The sequence below is a fragment of the Acinetobacter sp. Swhac1 genome (genome assembly GCF_013390985.1).
Classification (GTDB): Bacteria; Pseudomonadota; Gammaproteobacteria; order Pseudomonadales; family Moraxellaceae; genus Acinetobacter; species Acinetobacter towneri.
The window spans coordinates 1-994 of the sequence record NZ_JACASN010000105.1 but is presented as its reverse complement, the minus strand read 5'-3'; the positions used below and the strand labels follow the sequence as shown (position 1 = coordinate 994).

Below are 994 nucleotides of genomic sequence, written 5' to 3'. Positions count from 1 at the left end.
TTAGCAACAGGAGGTGTTGCTGAATATATATCCATGTTCATGGATTAAGTCCCCACTTGTTTTTAGGTGGGAACTAAATTAAGGCTTATAGGATCGCTTGGTAAGGCTGTGTTAGCCGGATGCTTACCTATAAAAAGCAAAGAATATTAGAGTTAAGTTAGATTTCAATAAGAAAGGAAAAAATTATGTTTTTACAAATTTCAATTTGATCTGTAATGACTTATTGTAAAAAAATAAGATTTACCATGATTAGATCTGATTTATAGTTATATGATAGTTATCATTAAATTATTCCTGCAATGCAACCTAGATATCTATATCCATATTCAAAAAAGTGAAATCATATTACACAAGAAGATAACGTTTAATGATAGTGCATCAGACGTTATCCTTTCTTTTGTATCTTAACTATATTTTGTTTTCTTAATTTAAACTTTCTACAATAGTAATCATTACATCAGCACAATTTTCACGAGCTGCTCTTGCTCTAGCGTATTCCTCAGAATAATAACAAGCCTGAGCGGTGGCTAAATCTGAAAATTCAATAATGATATGACGCTCATATTCAGCCCCTTCTAGACAAGTAGCTTTGCCACCTCGTGCCAGAAATTTAGCTCCATATTTTTCAAAGGCTAAAGGTGCTATCGACATGTATCGTTTATATTTTTCCATATCATGAATAGTGACATGTGCAATCCAATATGCAGACATATAAAAGTTCCCTATGTTTGATAAATGTAAGACTGATTTTTCTAAAGTATTAATTGATATCACTTGTCTAAGATATTTTTGGCAACCAGAGCCGCTTCATTAATATGTTCCGCTACAGCCTGTTTTGCCATTTCCGAATCTTTATAAAGATATATAGCTTCACACATATTTTTAATACGTTGATAGCCAGAAATTTCACGCTTCGTCGATTTCATGGTAATTGCACGAAGACGACTAATTCGACCATTCAAACGTTGTACTACTTCCCAAGCAATATGATGTT

1 protein-coding gene and 1 pseudogene are annotated in these 994 nt (G+C 32.7%); both read right to left on the bottom strand.

The window, feature by feature from the left end:
- Nucleotides 1-423 precede the first annotated feature (423 nt).
- Nucleotides 424-711, bottom strand: a complete 288-nt coding sequence (locus HX743_RS16140) for a DUF1330 domain-containing protein (protein ID WP_177155621.1) — start codon at nt 709-711, stop codon at nt 424-426.
- Nucleotides 712-770: 59 nt separating this feature from the next.
- Nucleotides 771-994, bottom strand: a pseudogene (locus HX743_RS16135) (GntR family transcriptional regulator); the annotation flags it as partial.

What these genes read in the sequence shown, in the direction of transcription:
- HX743_RS16140 (WP_177155621.1), bottom strand. Translation starts at nt 711, where the DNA reads ATGTCTGCATATTGGATTGCACATGTCACTATTCATGATATGGAAAAA.